The organism is Brucella sp. JSBI001 (assembly GCF_026014005.1).
Classification (GTDB): domain Bacteria; phylum Pseudomonadota; class Alphaproteobacteria; order Rhizobiales; family Rhizobiaceae; genus Brucella; species Brucella anthropi.
This window is the reverse complement of the sequence record NZ_CP110339.1, coordinates 3063839-3082254: the sequence shown is the minus strand read 5'-3', so window position 1 is coordinate 3082254 and position 18416 is coordinate 3063839. Positions and strand designations below refer to the sequence as shown.

The following is an 18416-nucleotide window of genomic DNA, read 5'->3' as shown; positions in this document are numbered from 1 at the left end:
TCACCAACCCGCTACGATATTGCCATCGAACTTCTTCTCGATGAAGGCTTTGACATCAGGAGATTTATAAGCCTCGACAAGCGTCCTGACCCACGGTGCATCCTTGTTCTTTCCCGCGACAGCAAGCAGGCAGAAATAATCGGATAACTGGTCTTCGATCAGGATCGCATCACGGGTCGGAACCAGCCCGGCACTCAGCGCAAAATGTGAAGTGATGACGGAAAAATCCACGTCTTCCAGCGACCGTGGAAGCTGGGCCGTTTCCATCGGTATGATTTTGACCTTTTTCGGATTATCGACAATATCGAGTTCAGTTGCGTTGAAAGTTACACCCGGCGTAAGCTTGATAACGCCGCCAGCTTCAAGAAGCTTCAAGGCACGGCCTGCATTGCTCGGATCATTGGGAATGGAGATTTGTGCGCCCTCTGGCAGCTCACTTAGAGATTTGTACTTGCGTGAGTAACCAGCCATTGGCAGCAAGACAGTACGTCCGCCAACAGCAACGAGATTGAGACCTCGATCCTTGTTCTGTTGATCGAAGTAAGGTGTATGCTGAAAGCCATTGGCGTCGAGATCGCCATCATTTGTCGCCGGGTCGATCAGTGCGCCGTCCGAAAACTCCACAATCTCGATATCCAGCCCCTTTGCCTTGGCAACGGGCGCGAGTGCTTCGGCGATTTCAGCATGCGGCCCCGAAGTTACACCAAACCGGATTTTTTCCGCAAGCGCCGGTGAAGCGACGAGCACTGAGAAGAGTGCTGCGGAAACTGCACCGCGCAAAAATGAAACTGAATGCATCTTATTTTCCCTGTAGTGATTTTCGGGCGCGCCTATGATGCCGCGCGCCAATTGTGCTCATTATTCCACTGGACCAGCCGTGAAGCGGCCTCCCGCAGCGTTTCTTCGCCCTTGGCGAAACAGAAACGGACATGGCTGCGCACATCGCGTGCACCATAAAAAGATGAGATAGGAACCGGGGTTACACCTGCTTCAAGCGTCAACCGTCGGCAAAAATCGAGATCGTCACCGCCATGATCGAGCGACTTTATATCGGCCACCGCGAAATAGGTGGCAGGGACAGCTACGACATCAAAACCCGCAGATTTCAGCCCTTCAACCAGCAGATCCCGTCGCGATGCCAGCGTTGTCCGAAGGCCGACAAAGTAGCTATCAGGTAACGAAAGCCCAACCGCAACCGCCGACTGGAATGCTGGCGGCGTGGCGAAAGTGACATACTGATGAGCACGAGCAATCGGTGCGAGAAACTTCGCGGAAGCTGTCACATAGCCGACCTTCCATCCTGTCAATGAAAAGCTCTTTCCAGCGGAGCCAATTCGCACGACACGGTCGCGGACTTTCTCAACACCGAACATAGAATGAAACGGGTGACCGTCGAAGACGAGATGTTCGTAGACCTCATCCGAAACGATCACGAGATCATGCTTGATCGCAAGTTCGGCGAGAAAGTCCAGCTCATCTGGATCCAGTATCTTGCCGATTGGGTTCATCGGCGTATTGACGACAATGAGTTTCGTCCGTGGAGAAATGGCTTTTGCCAGCTCCTCTCGCGGTAGCTCCCAATGAGGTGGTTTCAGCCGTACCGGCACCACCTTCCCGCCTGCACGGCGGATAAGCGTAGCGTAAGCATCGTAGACCGGCTCGAACAAGATAACCTCGTCGCCCGTATCCAGATGCGCCAGAAACGTATCGGCGAGCGCTTCCGTAGCGCCGGACGTAACTAGAACTTCCCTTTCCCAGTCTACGTCAATACCGAGAAATCGCCTTGCGTTTTCTGCGACAGCTTGGCGGAGAACCGGCAGCCCCATCATGGGCGGATATTGTTGTGAAGTTTCACGAAGAGCCCGAGCAGCGGCATCAAGGAGCTCGGACGGTTCAAAGCCTTCTGGAAATCCCTGCCCCAGATTGATGGCTCCACGCTCAACAGCAAGTCGCGACATCGCCTCAAAAATAGACGTCCCCGCCTCGCCGAGTACCTGATTGACCATCGAAGCTCCCCTGTTGCAATCGAATTCACGGGGAGAAAGATAAAGCCTACAAAATTAGTAGACAAAGCATGGACTTGCCATCCTCGAACGAGCGAGAGAAAGCTTTTTCAAATTCTGCCGGACGTGAAACAGTTTTACGTTCCACAATCGCAACTACTTCCAAATCACGCCGCCGCCCGGCTGTGGCGATTTCGCCAGAGCTTTTCGGCTTTCTCGAAAAATTGCGCATGGCTTTCGTTGTCTGCGGCGGCGGCCGTCATCATCGCCATGGCAGCCGTCGCAACGATTGTATTTTCTGCACGTTTGTCCGTTGCCGCGCCAGACCAGATGCCATACCAGTATTCGAATGAACTGAAGCTCGAATGCTTGTCACCACTTTCCTTGGAAAGGGTCGGAAGCAATAAATCTGTTTCACGACCATTAAGAAGCCTATGGATCGTATGCGTTCGATGCGGAACTAACTCGGCAACGTCCCGGCTGGTCGAAACTACCGAAATAGAAGGCATATCAAGAAGTACGCCCGCATCGCGGTGTAACTCACGATATGTGGGCTGTGTAACCCCCAAAAACGATGCCTTGAGATTCATCGGATTGAGCAAATGAACGAGGCTATTCATCGATGAACGCGACTCGAACAGTGGGTAAAGCGCCATCAGCGCATGAATCTGAGGAGCGAAACCGGCCAACGGCATAAAACAGATGCCATGCGCTCTTAATGCACCTTCTGCGAGCGAATGTGATGTCGCGATCGGGAGATTGATAGCTTCGGCCGCTATCTCAAGCTTGCCCGAGATTTCACCTGTGCCACAATTACCGTGTAAGACAACAGGATAACCAGCCCGCGCGACCAGCAAGGCTGAAAGCATGAACCACGGTGACTGCACAGAATTCGGCGATAGATAAGCTGGCCAGTCCAGCGCTGGCATGTTCAAGCCCGCCTCCACGGAATAAATTCGTCTCGCTGCTCGCGCTATGCCAGCAAGTTCCGGTGCAGTTTCCCCACGATAGTGAATGAGCCGCAGCAACGCACTGATCTGCATCGGATCGGCATTACCCCTAAAGATCGTCGTGAATGCATCATCAGCCTCAGACATCTCGAGCGGACGGGTGTGCCCGGCTTTTCGCCCTACAACAGCGATATATTTCGCTAGTCGTCTGGCCGGATCGTTTTCGTCCTGGATGTTGGCGAACTGTGCTGCAAGCTGCTCTGGTGTCGGATGGTTTTCAAGCTCAACAACCTTACGGATTCCGAGCGGCGGCGGTGTTACAATGGCGCTTCGCTTCCACCCGTGATGCCCGGTACAGCTCGACTTCGGCAATTCGGTAAAGTCCAAACTCAACAGCGTTTCGGCCTCATTCGCCAACCGCCGTAAACGCCCGCGCAGCGCCTCGGCTTTCGGGGTGGCCACCATGTTTCGGCCGGAGCGAACTAGAATGGGGTCGTTGAACTTTTCGCGAATCTGTCCGAGCAGTCGGCTCATAGCCGCAATGCTTAACCCCATCTGTTTGGCAGCACCGCCAACACTGCCTTCCACAAGAAGTGCATCAAGAGCGATAAGCAAGCGCAATTGTCCCAAACGAAGGCTTTCACTCTCACCTTTCTCCGTTTGTTGCTGCGTTTTCACCGGCTTGCCCGACATCACTTTCTTACCCGTCCATTTGCGGTTTTTGAAATTTAGAACACTTATAAAACATCACGATTGACGTCACCCGACAGCCATACATAAGGAGACTTGAAAACTCAACTTTAAACGGTGACGAAAATGACCAGCTTGTTTCGGGGATTGTGGGCCGATGGTACACAAAACAGGCGTTTGGCCAGCAAATCGCTCATTTATCGGGCGATCCTTGCGGGGACGTGTCTTTCCACAACGCTACTTCTGAGCGAAATGAATGCCATCGCGCAAACCGCGATCAACGCTGCGGAAGAGGCAACTTCAGACGAAGCTGGCACCAAGAAGAAAAAGGCAACGGAAGCGGGCATCGAAACGACCGCTGATGGAGCTGTCAAACTTAACCAGATTGTTGTCACGGCAACAGGGTTCGAACAGAACATCACCGACGCTCCGGCAAGCATCACTGTCGTTCCTGGCGAAGAGCTGGAAAAAGGCGCCTATCGCGATCTGACCGATGCTCTGAAAGACGTTCAGGGCGTCGCGGTGACAGGTCCGGCGGCCGAGCGCGACATATTCATTCGTGGTCTTCCTGGTTCTTATACTTTGCTGCTCGTTGACGGGAAGCGCCAGAGCACGCGCGATGCCCGCACCAACGGCAACTCCGGCTTCGAGCAGAGCTTCTTACCGCCTGCGAACGCAATCGAACGGATCGAGGTCATTCGTGGCCCCATGTCTTCGCTCTACGGATCGGACGCGATGGGCGGCGTTATCAACGTGATCACCAAGAAAGTATCGGACACCTGGAGCGGTTCTTTCTCTGTAGACGGCACGGTTCAGCAGCATTCCAAATTCGGAAATTCGTTGCAGGGGTCTTACTACATGACCGGGCCGCTGGTCCCGAACCTCGTCGGCGTTCAGGTCTGGGGACGCGGTCTCAAGCGGCAGGAAGACAATATCGTCAGCGGGACGCCAGAACAGAAAGATATCGACATCACCGGTCGCGTTACAATCACGCCGAATGAAGATCATGATATCATGCTCGAGCTGGGCAAGACTCGCCTTCGTCGCGACGCCACCGTCGGCAACACGGCGGCATCGGGCTCGGATTCCTACAACTACAATGATCGCGATCATTGGTCGATCAGCCATACTGGTCGCTGGGGACCGACAACGTCGGAATTCTCATTCCAGCAAGAATGGGCAGAACGCACCAATTTCAATTGGGACAACAAGACCAAGAGCTACGTCGAGAACCTGCGTTCGCCGCATATCCGTAATTCGGTACTCGATGGCAAGTTCACAACTCCGTTCGAATTCTACGGTAATCACACGCTGGTAACCGGTGGACAGTTTTCGCAATCGGTGCTGACCGATCAGAACCCAGGACGTCGTACCGGATTGGATGAAGAGTTCAGCGTTCGCCAGTGGGCGCTCTTTGCAGAAGATGAATGGTGGATCACGCCAGACTTCGCCCTGACAGGCGGTCTGCGTATGGACGACCATGAGATTTATGGCTCCCATTTCAGCCCACGCGGCTATGCCGTCTGGCACGCAACTGAACAACTGACGTTCAAGGGCGGTATCTCCACCGGCTTCCGTGCACCGGAACTCCGTACTATCGCCCCGGGATATGCTTATACGACGGGCGGCGCGGGATGCTCGTATGGTCCAAACGGCACCTGCGGCGTAATCATCGGCGATCCAGATCTGCAGCCTGAAAAAAGCACAAGCTATGAAGCGAGTGTTCTCTGGGACAACCAGTCTGGCCTTCGCCTCGGCGCAACCTATTTCTACACGGATTTCAAAGACAAGATCAGCAATGCGCTGGTGACGGATGCCAATGGTAATCCAATTCGCTGGAGCGAAGATCCGAACTATCGTCTCTGGTACAGCTTCAATATCGATGAAGCCGTCATGCAAGGTGTGGAGTTAACCTTCAACTGGGAAGCAACCGACACAATTACCGTGCGCGGCAACTATACCTACACCGACTCCGAACAGCAGACCGGTGACTACAAGGGCTTGCCTCTGACACGTACGCCGAAGCACATGGCCAGCTTGCGTGCAGATTGGATAACGCCGATTGAAGGCTTGAGTGCATGGGCCAGCGGTAACTACCACGGCGAAGAAACCAATGCGGGTGCGCGTATCGGCACAGCCGGTGAACCCGTCTACAGGAACGGCAAGGTAGTCGCTCGCAAGTACAAGCCCTATGCAACCTTCGATATCGGCGGCTCGTATGACTTCAGCGAGAATGTTACTCTGAACGCTGCCGTCTACAACGTCTTCGACAAGAAGGTTGATGTTGATGACTTCAATACAGTCGTCGATGGTCGTCGCCTCTGGGTCGGTATGACTTCCCGCTTCTAGTATCACAACAAAAAGACGCCTGCCCGCAATGGCTGGCGTCTTTTGCATGAATGGGATGCTCTTATGAGCGCACTGACGAATATCGTGAAGAAAGCATGCCTGATGATGACGGGGATACTGATGGCTTCCACCGTGAAGGCTGCTGAGCCTTCCACCTCGTCCTTTGATATGGAAGCCAACGGCATCGCCTATCGTATATTCACCGCTGCACCGCAGGAGGCTGCACCCGAAGGTGGCTATCCTGTCATATACATGGTCGACGGCAATCGCATGTTGCCGATTGCAGCAAAGCTCATGGCAGAAAACTCTGCCCTGAAGGCTGTATTTGTGGGCATCGGCTACCCGACTGACAATCAGGAAGAAATCGTCCGCCTGCGATATTTCGACTTCACGCCTCCGACACCTGACGATCTGATCCCAGTCCACTTCAATGTACCAAAGACTGGAGGACGAGATGCATTCTTCGACTTCATCGACCATCAGGTAAAGCCAGAAGTCGAAAAGCGTTTCAACGTCGATGAAAGCCGACAGGCCCTGTTCGGCCACTCTCTGGGCGGATTATTCACCCTTTATGCCTTGTTCAACCACACGAATTCCTTCCAGAGCTATAGCGCAGCGGACCCATCGATCTGGTGGAATGATCGTTCAATTCTAACTGATAAAAATCAGTTCATCACGCGCTTCAAGGATGCCCCTCGCCCAATCCGCTTGCTTATAGAAACCTCCGGCAAACGTGGTAGCCGCCCCGGCCAGACGAAGCAGGACGATGACCGTTTGAAGAAACTGCGTGGCGGACCTTCCGGTTCAGACATCTTCAAAGAGCTTTCTGAACTACCGCAAGTTGGCGCAGCCTTTCATCGTTTCGAGGATGAGAGCCACGGCTCAATGATACCGCTCACGGTGGCGGACAGCCTTAATTTCATTGTGCTCGGACAAAACCCCAAGGGCAAAAACAACTGAATTTTCTCTCTCGGTCTTTGACGGAGAAGATACTTGACTGTAAAGCACAGGATTGATGAAAGGATCGAACATCATGCTGAATATCGCTCAACAGGTTACACGCTTGTGCGGTGCCGCCATAATGGCGCTGAGCATTGCCTCAACTGCAAATGCTGCTGATGTGACTATCAAGCATGCTCAGGGTGAAACAGCAGTTCCAGCCTCACCGGCTAAGGTACTGGTTTTCGATCTCGGCACCCTCGACAATCTGGATCGCCTTGGCGTCAAGGTGACTGGTGTTCCCAGCGGCATATCGTTTCCTGAATATCTGAAGAAATATCAGGGCGACGAGTATGCGAAAATCGGCACATTGTTCGAGCCTGACTATGAAGCCGTTAATGCGGCAGAACCAGATCTTATTATTGTGGCAGGTCGTTCGGCTGCGAAATATGGTGAGCTTTCGAAGATCGCTCCAACCATCGATCTGACGACCAATGCGAAGAATTTCATCGCCGACACTGAAGCCAATGTCGAGAAACTTGGCCAGATTTTCGGGAAGGAAGCAGAAGCAAAGGCGGAAGCCGAGAAGCTTGATGCCGCACTTGCTGCATTGAAGGAAAAGGCCGCCAACAAAGGCACCGGCCTTCTGATCCTCACTTCCGGCGGCAAAATCAGCGCTTATGGCCCCGGTTCGCGTTTCGGCGTCTTGCATGACAGTTTCGGGGTCAAGCCTGCAGCGCCTGACCTTTCCATCGGCAATCATGGCCAGCCCGTGAGCTCGGAATTTATCCTCGAAACCAATCCCGACTGGCTGTTTGTCATCGATCGTGACGCCGCCATCGGTCGTGAAGGCAATTCGGCAAAGCAGGTTCTGGACAATGAGCTCGTGCGCCAGACCAATGCCTGGAAAAGGGAGCAGCTTGTCTATCTGAACGCTCAGAACTGGTATCTGATTGGCGGCGGTCTCGGCGCGCTTCACGGCACGATCGATCAGCTTTCCCAGGCTTTCGACAAAGCAAAGTAACAGCTTTCCAAACCCAATCCGGTCGGGCCACACAGTTAATAGCAGGTGGCCCGAAACCGTGATCAGGCAACAGAACAGGAAACGAGCGTGAAGGGACTTGCAGCAGCCATTGCCGTTGTCGCCGTACTGGCTGTCATCAGCCTGTTTATCGGCGTCAGCGATGTGTCGCTGAGCACGCTATTCGGCACCGAAAGCACTGACCGTGCCGCCGAAGTCATGCTTGTCAGCCGTATTCCACGCACCCTTGCAATCATTCTGGCGGGCATGTCCATGGCCGTCTCAGCATGATCATGCAGATGCTGACACGCAACCGTTTCGTTGAACCATCGACGGCAGGTACGGTGGAATCTGCCAGTCTTGGCATCCTTCTGGTCATACTGTTTGCACCGGAAACGCCAGTAATCGGAAAAATGCTGGTCGCTTCTGTTACGGCGCTTGCCGGAACTGCTTTGTTCCTTCGCATTCTTCGTGCCATTCCGTTGCGATCCGTTCTTGTCGTGCCCTTGGTCGGCATCATGCTTGGTGGTGTTGTCAGCGCAATCACTACTTTCATTGCTTACCGCTTTGATCTTCTGCAATCGCTCAACTCCTGGACAACCGGCGATTTTTCCGGCGTTCTTCGCGGACGCTATGAACTCTTGTGGCTTGCGTTCTTCCTTACAATCATCGCCTACATTGCCGCTGACCGCTTCACGGTCGCGGGACTGGGCGAGGATTTCACCACCAACCTTGGCCTAAATTATCGCCGTGTAGTCACACTTGGCCTTGTCATCGTTTCGATGGTCAGCGCATCAGTCGTCGTGACCGTTGGCATGATACCTTTCCTTGGTCTTATCGTTCCGAACGTCGTCAGCATGTTTATCGGCGACAATATGCGACGGGCTGTACCGTGGGTTGCAATACTCGGCGCTGGACTTGTTCTTGCCTGCGATATTGTCGGGCGAGTAGTCCGCTTTCCTTACGAAATTCCAATCGGTACCATGATGGGAGTCGTGGGAAGCGTCATATTCCTCTATCTTCTGTTGCGGCGGGGATCACGCCTTGCTTAAGCGCCCTACCTTGATCCTCTCGCTCCTCTCTGTGATCACTCTGCTTGCAGTGGCAGCATTCATGACAGTCGGCGCAAAGGGAAGCTGGTCTTTCATCCTGTCCTTCCGCGGCACCAAGCTTGCAGCCATGGTACTGGTCGCATACTCGATTGCGGTTTCAACGGTGTTGTTCCAGACAGTCACGAACAACCGCATCCTAACCCCCTCGATCATGGGGTTCGACGCGCTTTATATTCTGATTCAGACATTGGTAGTCTTCTTCTTCGGCGCTGTTCAAATCGATTGGATCGGACCGAATATTCGCTTTCTGGCAGAAACCGCTATCATGGTGGTTTTCGCTGGTACACTCTATTACTGGCTCTTCTCCGGAGCAACGCGCAGCCTGCACCTCGTTATGCTTGTCGGCATTGTCTGCGGTGTCTTTTTCCGCAGCATTTCCAACCTGATGCAGCGGATGCTTGATCCAAATCTTTTCGCTGTTCTGCAAGACCGTTTCTTCGCCAGTTTCAACACCATCAATAGCGACATTCTGATTATGTCAGCCGTTATTGTCGCGGCTGTTTCGCTCTACGGTCTGCGCTTCGTCTATGTCTTTGACGTCCTGTCACTCGGCAGAGATCCGGCAATCAATCTGGGCGTCGATCATCGACGCATCGTGCGCAAAATCCTGTTCATGGTCACGGTGTTGGTTTCCGTTTCCACCGCACTGGTTGGACCTATAACCTTTTTCGGTCTTCTGGTCGCCAATCTGGCTTACATGCTTGCCGGTTCGGCAAAACACCGGTTTATCCTGCCTATAGCCATCTTGCTTGCAATCCTCTGCATCGTTGGCGGACAGACCATTCTGGAACGGGTCTTCTCGTTCAATACCGCACTCAGTGTCATCATCGAGTTTCTGGGCGGCCTTGTCTTCATTATCCTTCTCGTCAGGGGGCACGCGCGTTGATAGAAATCAGCCAAGTCAGCAAATCCTACAACAGCACACTTGTCGTTGATGATGTGACCCTGAAATTGCCTGCTTGCGGCATAACCTCGATCATCGGGCCGAATGGGGCAGGAAAATCGACGCTGCTCTCGATGGTGAGCCGTCTCCTGCCAATGGACAAGGGTCGTGTGACCGTAGACGGACTCGATGTTTCAACGACATCCGGTGATGTGTTGGCAAAACGCCTTTCGATCCTACGACAGGAAAATGCGATTAATTCCCGCCTGACCGTGCGCGACCTCGTAACCTTCGGTCGTTATCCCTATTCTAAAGGCCGCCCGAATAGTGAAGACCGCAATCATGTCGAGCAGGCCATCGGCTATCTCGGTCTTGAAGATCTAAGCGGACGCTTTCTGGATGAACTTTCGGGCGGACAGCGCCAGCGTGCATTCGTAGCAATGGTGCTATGCCAGGATACAGATTATGTGCTGCTGGACGAACCGCTCAACAACCTCGATATGAAGCATTCAGCTTCAATGATGAAGTTGTTGCGGCGAGCTGCAGACGAACTTGGAAAAACCGTTGTTCTGGTTCTGCACGACATCAATTTCGCATCGTGCTATTCCGACCACATAGTCGCCATGCGCCACGGCAAGGTTGTGCATCAAGGAAGCCCGGATGAACTTATTCATCCGGAAATCCTTGCAGACATTTACGAGATGGAGATTGCCGTCGAAATTATCGGCGGCAAACGCATTGGCGTCTATTATCTTTAAGCAACCGCATCCGAGGGAAGCATCATTTGCAAGGCATCATAGGATGCCAGCACGGTTTCCATTTGCGCCGTGTGTCCCTTGACGAAAGCATCGCCATAAACCGTCTCATCCGGATACTCGGTGATCAGCGTCAATGGCACCGTATGGCGGTCATCCACGCCGACGAGGCACGGAAACCCATTGATGATGCGGAAACCCGTTTCGCCTGCATGCTGCTCGAACAGCCTGATCTGGGCATTGTTATAGGCAACCAAGCCATCAATCGCGGCCAGATGTTTCGTCACGCGGTCGATTAGTTCTTCTGCTGCCTTCTCCCAGGAGGCATGGTGGCGGATGATCAGGAAAAAGCCCTTCGGCAACGTCCACATGGCAAAGGAACGCGGCACATAGCCGGACAGCGGACGCGTCCATTCATGCGATGGATAACCATGCAGGTTGACGTGCAGTTTCGCATCCGTCAGCTTTTCAGCCTCGACACGAATGGCCTTTTCGTAAAGCCCCTCGCCGCTGCGATATTCAAGATCGTCACCCAGCGCCGTATAGCGCGCGGCGTGATGCATGTGGTGCGGCTGAAGTGCGCAAAGCCGCTTGTGTATCTCGTATCCGTCTGGATTCTCCTGCGGGGAGATCGTGAAATGCGCGCTTTTGCGCGCAGCAAGCCGGTTAGCCGCCCGTAACGCGCCGACAACGCCGGTCGTTTCATTGGCGTGCTGTCCGGCGCTGATCATCATCGCGGCATCGCTGCCCTTGCGATAGGTCGCGCGCACCGTTCTGCCTGAACGGGTCTTTGCCTCGAACGGCTTGCCGCCCAGTCTGGCGATTTCACGGCGGATCTGATCGGCGGAAAGCGGCGCTTGCGCCGTCTCCAGAACCTGTTCTGCCGTCAGCGCGTCATCGGTTGAAAGCGAGCGTGTCTCCACTTTGACCGACGGCTCGGCATCGCGAAAGCGGACTTCCGGTACAATCTGGCCCGGTTGCAAGCCACGATCGCCCACCGGACGACCCGACTTTTTCTGAAAAACTTCGAGCAGCGAGAAGTAGATATCCTCGTGCATGGCTTCGGTGAGGCTCAGCGTTTCCTCGTCGTAAGGCAGGCGGCGGTCGGTGATCGGCAGACTGACCGCGATGTTCAACTCATCGAAATAAGGTTCGCCACGCTTCCAGTCATGGGCGGCGATGGCCGCGACGGTGTCATGAAACAGCTTTTCATAGGATGTCTCATAGCGCGCGTTTTCAATCTTGCCGTGCCGCGTGACGGCCAGCCAGCCGGTTGGCGACACCAGCGTTTCGCCGATGAAATCCACATGCACGCGGTTGGGCGCGAAAACCCGATGGCTTTCGCTGTGGCCATCGGCAAAGACCAGATCGACTTCATAATGAAAGTCGTCTTTGCCCGAAGCCGAGAAATCTATCTCCGTCTCCGGAAGAAGCGCTGATAAAGGATAGGTCTCAAGCAGAAACCTGTTCTGCACACAGGCGTCATGACGCGGATAACGGATCGCTGCCGACTTCAGCGCAGAGCCATCAACTTCTTCCAGAAAGAAATGCAGGAGCGGCTTATAAGCCGAGCGCAGCCGCACCTCGACACCAGCCTCGCGCAGCGTCGTTTCCGCGGCAAAGCGGCTCGGCTGATCATCGAACAGCCATGCTTCCACCTTCGCGCCGCGCATTTCCGGTTTCAGGAAGCGTTCGACAAGCGCATGAACCGTACGCGGATAGGTTTTCTCAAAAAGCACGCTCATCGGGAAGTCCTGCCGGTTGGATCTAGGCTGTCGCGCAGCCAGTCGCCAAGAAGATTGAGACCAAGCACCGTGAACAGAATGGCGAGGCCCGGGAAAATGCTCACCCACCATGCAGTCTGGAGATAAGTGCGACCATCGGCCAGCATGCCGCCCCAGCTTGGAATGGTCGGATCAACACCAAGGCCGAGGAAGGTCAGGCTCGATTCCAGCAGGATATTATTGGCGACATTGAGCGTCATCAGCACGATGACCGGACCAAGCAGGTTCGGCAGCAGGTGCTGGAAGATGATGCGCCAATCCTTCACGCCGATGGCCCGGGCTGACAGGATGAACTCGCGCTCGCGCAACGACAACACCGAGCCGCGCACCAGTCGCGCATATTGCACGCATTGCGAGACGATCAGCAAAATGATGGTGTTGAAAAGCCCGCCACCCAGAATGGCCATCACAGTGATGGCAAGCAAAATGAAGGGCATGGCCAGCTGCACATCGACAAAGCGCATCAGCGCCATATCCCAGAAGCCGCGATAATAGCCAGCGACGAGACCCATGATGGTGCCGATAAGAACGGAGCCGATCACCGAGACAAAACCGACAAACAGCGAAATCTTGCCGCCGGTGATGACACGCGCCAGCACATCGCGGCCCAGCGGATCTGTGCCGAAAATATGGGCCTGATTGACAAATGGCGGTGTCAGGCGCGCCAGGAGATCGATCTTGTTGGCGCCGCCCGGAAACAGATAGCCGGAGAAAATCACCGCCAGACAAATGCAGCCGGTCAGCACGACGCCGACGATGAATTCGAGGCTCGCAAAACGCGAAAACAGAACGGATAAGGTCTTGGTTGCCATGGGTCCTACTCCGTGCGGATACGCGGATCGACAAGGCCATAAGCGATGTCCACGAGAAGATTGACGCCGATGATCAGCATGGAAAGGATCGCGATGGTGGCCTGCAGGACAGGATAATCGCGCCCGGCCACCGCGTCGAAGGCAAGTGTGCCCATGCCCGGCCAGTTGAACACGCGTTCCACCACGACGATACCACCGAGAAGACCGCCGAACTGAAGCCCGAGATAGGTGATCAACGGAATGGCGCAATTGCGCAGCGCATGCTTGTAGAGAACCTTGTTCTCGCTCAACCCCTTGGCGCGCGCCACCATAATATATTGCGATTGCAGCGTCTCCAGCATCGCCGTGCGCACAAGACGAACATTGGTTGCAGTCAGGATGACGCCCATGGTGAGCGCGGGCATGATGAAGCTTGCAATGCCGCTCATGCCGCTTGGCGGTAGCCATTGCAGCGAGATGCCGAACAGCAGCACCAGCATGGTCGCCAGCCAGAAGTTCGGAAAGGACAGGCCCACCAGCGAGCAGATGCGGATCAGCTGATCGGCCCATTTTCCACGCGACACCGCAGCCTTGATACCGAGTGGAACGGAAATCACGATAGAAACGAACAGCGAGGCGAAGGCCAGCATCAGCGTGGCGGGCAGAGCGCCAGCAACGAGCGTGGAAACCGACGTTCCACCGAGGAAACTGCGCCCCAGATCCATCGTGAACAGTCCTTTCAGGAACTGCCAGTATTGAACGAAGAACGGCTGGTTGAGACCGAGGCCTTCACGGATGCGCGCAAGATCAGCTTCGGTAATGCTGCCCGCGCCTTGCGTCAGCATCAATGCCGGATCGCCTGTCAGGCGGACCGCGAAAGCGACAAGCAGCGTCATCGCGACAAGCACGAACAACGCCTGCAAAATTCGTTTGATCAGAAATCCGGCCACCAGTGCGCCTCCGAAATGCTGCAGCAAGCCGGATATGACCGGCTTGCCGTATTGTCATTCTTGCTTACTCGACAGTGACGTCCGTGAGACGCAGACGGCTGTCGGGAACCGGCACGAAGTTCTTCACGCGTTTGTTGACGCCGAAGATTGCCTTGAGATTGTAAAGCGGCATTTCGAGTGCACGGTCGGCAGCGTAAACCGCGATTTCCTGCAAGAGCTTTTCGCGCTCGCCGCGATCAATAACCGAGCGCTGCGCTTCCAGCATCTTGTCGAGCTTTTCGTCCTTGTCGTAAGGGTTCCACTTCTCGCCGGAATGGTACATGGAATAGGCGGTGTTATCGTAGTCGAAGGTCCAGCCGCCCCAGGCCTGCTGGAACATCGCGCCGGTCTTGCCCTGCGGGATGATATCGTTCAGCAAAACATTGGTGTCATAAGGCTTGATGGTGGCATTGACGCCGACCATTTGCAGGAAGCTTGCGATAGCCTGCGCCACTTCATTGAAGCTTGCATCCTGACCGCGCACATCGATCTGCACGGTTGCGCCGGGCTTGACGCCCGCTTCTTCGAGCAGTTTCTTCGCGCCTTCCGGATCGTAAGGCAGCGGCTTCATGTTCGGATCGAAACCGAAGGACAGCGAGCCCTGGAAGCTTGCAATCGGTTCTGCCTGACCGGCCAGAATGGACTGGATGATCGCATCGCGGTCAACTGCCATGATCAGCGCCTTGCGAACGCGCTCGTCCTTGGTGATGCCATCAGCCGTGTTGAAGCGCAGGGCATAGACCGTCGGGCCTGCCGTCGTGACGAGTTCCAGCTTCGGATCGCCCTGAATGGTCGGGATCATGCCAATCGGAATGGTCGGCGGAATGACCAGATCGACGCGCCCGGCCTGAAGTTCGGCAACGGCGGTCGAAGGCTCGGTGATGAAGCGATATTCCAGTTCGGAAAGTTTCGGCGCACCGCCCCAATGATCAGCGAAAGCCTCAAGCTTGATGCTCACCTTCGGTTCATAGGACACGAATTTGAATGGCCCGGTACCGACCGGATGCGTGTTGAAATAATCGTCGCCTTTTTCCTGAATGTATTTTGGCGGAACGATCATGCCACCATAACCGGCCAGCTTGGTGATCAGAACCGGATCTGGCGCCTTCAGATGGAAATCGACGGTCTTGTCGTCTATAACTTCCACCTTCTCGATGGCGATATAGTTCGAACGCTGCGGGCCTTTCGCGCCCTCGTCACCGAGCAGGCGATCAAAGGTGAACTTGACGGCTTCGGCGTTGAACGGCTCCCCATTATGGAACTTGACGTTCTCGCGCAGATGGAAGCGGATGCGCTTGCCGTCATCCAGCTCATCCCACGAGGCTGCCAGTGCCGGAACAATCTTGAGGTCTGGTCCGCGATAGACGAGACCGTCGAAAATATTGGTGGCGACAGAAGCCCAGTTGACGAGGAAAGTGTCGATCGGATCCCAGCTGCCCGGGTCCTGCGGCGACGAAACGGTCAGCTTTCCGGCAGCGAAAGCCGGAGCAGATGCAAACACTGCCGCCGAGAGAGCGGAAGCCATAAGAACGGCTTTAAGTGTCTTCCTTATCATTGTTTTTTCCCCTTTGGGTTTCTGTTGAACTTTATGCGTCAGACGGTTTCGGCCACGAAATGTCCGGCTGCGATCTCGCGATGACGATAGATCGGCGGCTTGTCGTCGATCCGGCGCGTCGTGCTTGGAATTTCACCTTCCAGTGCGGACCGGTTGGTGCGCGCAGCGGGATCGGCAATCGGCACCGCCGAGAGAAGCCGCTTCGTGTAGTCATGCGACGGCGTTTCGAAAACCTGCTGCCGCGAGCCGAGTTCCATGATCTGGCCGAGATAGAGAACGGCCACGCGGTGGCTCATCTTTTCGACCACCGCCATGTCATGGCTGATGAAGAGATAAGCGAGATCCTGCTCTTTCTGGAGGTCCATGAACAGGTTGATAACCTGCGCCTGAATGGAAACATCAAGCGCCGACAGAGCTTCATCGGCAATGATGAGCTTCGGCTTGGAGGCAAGCGCACGCGCAATGCAGACGCGCTGGCGCTGACCGCCGGAAAATTCGTGCGGATAGCGCTTGGCATGTTCCGGGCCGAGACCAACCCGCTCCAGCAATTCTGCCACGCGCGCATTGATCGCCTTACTATTGTCGAGAAGGCCATGCGTGCGGATCGGTTCTGCAATGGAAAAGCCAACCGTCTTGCGCGGATCAAGCGATGCAAACGGGTCCTGGAAAATATACTGCACTTCGCGACGCATGGCATATCGCTCGGCAGCACTCATGGCCGAATAGGCCTTGCCGTTGAAGCGAATATCGCCGGAAAGCGGCGTCTGCAATTGCTGGATGGTGCGCCCTATGGTCGATTTTCCCGAACCGGATTCACCGACCAGCGCCAGCGTTTCGCCCGGATAGATATCGAATGCGACCTTCGACACAGCGTTGCAGACATGCGTGACCTTCCCGAACAGGTTCTTCTTGATCGGAAAGCGCACATAAAGATCGTCTACGGAAAGCAACGGCTTGTCGCCATAACGCGCCGTGTCCTGAATGCGCTCCTCGCCCGTCAAAACAGGCATGCCGTCACGCATGGTCATGACCGGCATCCGCTTGGGAAAGGCTTCGCCCGTCATGCTGCCAAGCTTCGGCACTGCCGACAGCAGCGTCTTGGTATAGGCATGTTCCGGTTTCGAGAAAATCTGCCCGACCGGGCCTTCCTCGACCTTCTTACCCTTCCACATGACGACGACATCGTCGGCCATTTCCGCCACCACGCCCATATCGTGTGTGATGAAAATCACCGCCATTTCAAGCTCTTGCTGCAAATCTCTGATAATGTGCAGTATCTGGGCCTGAATAGTCACATCGAGTGCGGTGGTCGGCTCATCGGCGATCAAAAGCTTCGGGCGGCAGGCAAGCGCCATGGCGATCATGACGCGCTGGCGCATCCCGCCAGAAAGCTGGTGCGGATAGCGCTTCAGCAGTCCTTCCGCATCCGGCAGCCGCACCATTTCCAGAAGCCGCCTACCCTCGGCAAGCGCCGCCTGCTGGGTCATGCCCTCATGCAGCATCAGCACTTCGGATAGCTGGTTGCCGATGGTGAAAACGGGATTAAGCGACGTCATCGGCTCCTGGAAGATCATGGCGATCTCCTTGCCGCGAATGCCGCGCATCGTCTTTTGATCGGCTTTCAGCAGATCACGTTCGCCAAACAGAATGCGGCCAGACGGGAATTTCGCGCCGCTCATATCGGCAAGCCGCATGATGGAAAGCGACGTGATGGACTTGCCCGAACCGGATTCTCCAACCACGGCCAGCGTGCGACCCGGATGAACCGAGAAACTCAGATCGTCAACGACACGGCTCGCGCCAAATTCGACACTGAGGCCATCGACAGTCAGCAGAGGCTTTGAAACTGGTGCGTTCAACTCGGTTCCGCTCAAACTTCCAACCCTTTTACAGTGTGATGGCAGACCGCGTGGCCTGATTGAATGCACCGGACATGAAGCGCAAAAGCGCAGCCACTTCCGAAAGCGTTTCTTCCGAAGGGCGTGCATTGGCAGTGGAATCGACCAAAAGGCGCTCGCGAATCTGCGCATAGCGCGCGCAGGCATCAGCGCCCTTGGCGGTGATCTTCACCGTCTTTTCCTTCGCCGCCTTGCCGGTCGTCAACAGACCGGCATTTTCAAGCTTGCGGATGGCATAGGTGGCAATATGCGTGTCTTCAATGTCGAGAACGAGGCAGATATCGGCAAGCTTCTTCTCGCGATCACGATGGCGGATCGAATGGAGAATCAGCACCTCGATGGGCGAAAGCCCCGGCAATCCAGCCGCAGCCATGCAGCGAACCATCCAGCGCGAAAATGCGTGCGATGCGAGAATGAGGCCATATTCAACCTCGGACATACCTGGCGAACCGCCTTCGGCAAGATGCGCAGACGATACAATGGGACCTATTGAGGCGACGGGGCGCAGATGCTTGGGCAACGCGACTTCATCGAAGCTTGCTTCCCGGGTCTCGGAAGACACCGTTACAGTTTCTTCGCTGTCCCTGTTCTTCCCCATTCTTGCTGCTCCCTTATTTATGTGTATTTTATGTCACCATCTTATCGACATTTTGTCAATAAAGTGGGACTATGAAATCCTGAAAAGATTTCGAAATGC

14 protein-coding genes and 1 pseudogene are annotated in these 18416 nt (G+C 55.0%); 6 read left to right on the top strand and 9 right to left on the bottom strand.

What is annotated here, in order from left to right:
* The 3 genes from LJ361_RS14545 to LJ361_RS14535 form a co-directional block, all read right to left on the bottom strand.
* Positions 1–798: a MetQ/NlpA family ABC transporter substrate-binding protein gene (locus tag LJ361_RS14545; protein ID WP_010658978.1), complete on the bottom strand. Its 798-nt coding sequence runs from the start codon at positions 796–798 to the stop codon at positions 1–3.
* Positions 799–830: 32 nt separating this feature from the next.
* Complete coding sequence (locus LJ361_RS14540) at positions 831–2006, bottom strand: aminotransferase (RefSeq protein ID WP_264811826.1); 1176 nt, start codon at positions 2004–2006, stop codon at positions 831–833.
* Between the two features lie 164 nt (positions 2007–2170).
* On the bottom strand, positions 2171–3646 hold the full coding sequence (locus LJ361_RS14535) for a glycosyl transferase family protein (protein WP_010658980.1): 1476 nt from the start codon (positions 3644–3646) through the stop codon (positions 2171–2173).
* 123 nt (positions 3647–3769) lie between these two features.
* Here LJ361_RS14535 and LJ361_RS14530 point away from each other — a divergent pair, with 123 nt between their 5' ends.
* The 6 genes and pseudogenes from LJ361_RS14530 (at position 3770) to LJ361_RS14505 (ending at position 10705) form a co-directional block, all read left to right on the top strand.
* Positions 3770–5992, top strand: coding sequence for a TonB-dependent receptor domain-containing protein (locus LJ361_RS14530; protein ID WP_105529205.1), 2223 nt, complete (start codon positions 3770–3772; stop codon positions 5990–5992).
* Between the two features lie 63 nt (positions 5993–6055).
* Positions 6056–6952, top strand: coding sequence for an alpha/beta hydrolase (locus LJ361_RS14525; protein ID WP_010658982.1), 897 nt, complete (start codon positions 6056–6058; stop codon positions 6950–6952).
* A 55-nt stretch (positions 6953–7007) separates the two neighbouring features.
* Positions 7008–7955 (top strand): siderophore ABC transporter substrate-binding protein, encoded by a 948-nt coding sequence (locus LJ361_RS14520; protein ID WP_010658983.1) that lies wholly within the window; start codon positions 7008–7010, stop codon positions 7953–7955.
* An 87-nt stretch (positions 7956–8042) separates the two neighbouring features.
* Positions 8043–9004 (top strand): annotated as a pseudogene (locus tag LJ361_RS14515) (ABC transporter permease).
* Entirely contained in the window at positions 8997–9950 is a 954-nt protein-coding gene (locus LJ361_RS14510) for an iron chelate uptake ABC transporter family permease subunit (RefSeq protein ID WP_010658985.1), read from the top strand. The pseudogene LJ361_RS14515 and the gene LJ361_RS14510 overlap by 8 nt, the downstream one beginning before the upstream one ends.
* Entirely contained in the window at positions 9947–10705 is a 759-nt protein-coding gene (locus tag LJ361_RS14505) for an ABC transporter ATP-binding protein (protein WP_010658986.1), read from the top strand. The genes LJ361_RS14510 and LJ361_RS14505 overlap by 4 nt, the downstream gene beginning before the upstream one ends.
* Here the strand turns inward: LJ361_RS14505 and LJ361_RS14500 are convergent.
* The 6 genes from LJ361_RS14500 to LJ361_RS14475 all read right to left on the bottom strand — a co-directional run bounded on the left by LJ361_RS14500 (position 10702) and on the right by LJ361_RS14475 (position 18317).
* On the bottom strand, positions 10702–12447 hold the full coding sequence (locus tag LJ361_RS14500; RefSeq protein ID WP_010658987.1) for a peptidase M14: 1746 nt from the start codon (positions 12445–12447) through the stop codon (positions 10702–10704). The genes LJ361_RS14505 and LJ361_RS14500 overlap by 4 nt on opposite strands.
* On the bottom strand, positions 12444–13298 hold the full coding sequence (locus LJ361_RS14495; protein WP_010658988.1) for an ABC transporter permease: 855 nt from the start codon (positions 13296–13298) through the stop codon (positions 12444–12446). The genes LJ361_RS14500 and LJ361_RS14495 overlap by 4 nt, the downstream gene beginning before the upstream one ends.
* A gap of 5 nt (positions 13299–13303) precedes the next feature.
* Entirely contained in the window at positions 13304–14227 is a 924-nt protein-coding gene (locus LJ361_RS14490; protein ID WP_029375986.1) for an ABC transporter permease, read from the bottom strand.
* Positions 14228–14291: 64 nt separating this feature from the next.
* Positions 14292–15821, bottom strand: a complete 1530-nt coding sequence (locus tag LJ361_RS14485; protein WP_029375987.1) for an ABC transporter substrate-binding protein — start codon at positions 15819–15821, stop codon at positions 14292–14294.
* Positions 15822–15859: 38 nt separating this feature from the next.
* Entirely contained in the window at positions 15860–17695 is a 1836-nt protein-coding gene (locus LJ361_RS14480; protein WP_050897425.1) for an ABC transporter ATP-binding protein, read from the bottom strand.
* A 13-nt stretch (positions 17696–17708) separates the two neighbouring features.
* Positions 17709–18317 carry a winged helix DNA-binding protein gene (locus tag LJ361_RS14475; RefSeq protein WP_010658992.1) on the bottom strand — a complete coding sequence of 203 codons (609 nt, stop codon included), beginning with the start codon at positions 18315–18317 and terminating at the stop codon, positions 17709–17711.
* Positions 18318–18416 lie beyond the last annotated feature (99 nt).